Source organism: Monashia sp. HAY1-2A (assembly GCF_056755315.1).
In genome coordinates this window covers 1-256 of record NZ_JBNDHY010000547.1, presented here as the reverse complement: position 1 = coordinate 256, position 256 = coordinate 1, and the positions used below count along the sequence as shown (strand labels likewise).

General features: G+C 59.8%; 1 protein-coding gene. It reads left to right on the top strand.

Annotated elements, in window-relative coordinates; genetic code table 11:
• Window positions 1-256: sugar phosphate isomerase family (locus ACPYOM_RS23045; protein ID WP_481347749.1), on the top strand; the 256-nt coding region annotated here is incomplete at both ends.

Below are 256 nucleotides of genomic sequence, written 5' to 3'. Positions count from 1 at the left end.
CAAACGCATCCGCGAGCATGCCCGCATCATTATTGACAGCGGCAGCACCACGGCCGCCATGATCCCCGAGCTTGGCCAGCAGCCGGGTCTGGTCGTCATGACCAATTCCCTGCATGTCGCCAACGCCCTGAGCGAACTCGAACACGAGCCAGTGCTGCTGATGACCGGCGGTACCTGGGATCCGCATTCGGAGTCCTTCCAGGGTCAGGTGGCTGAGCAGGTACTACGCTCTTACGACTTTGACCAGTTGTTTATC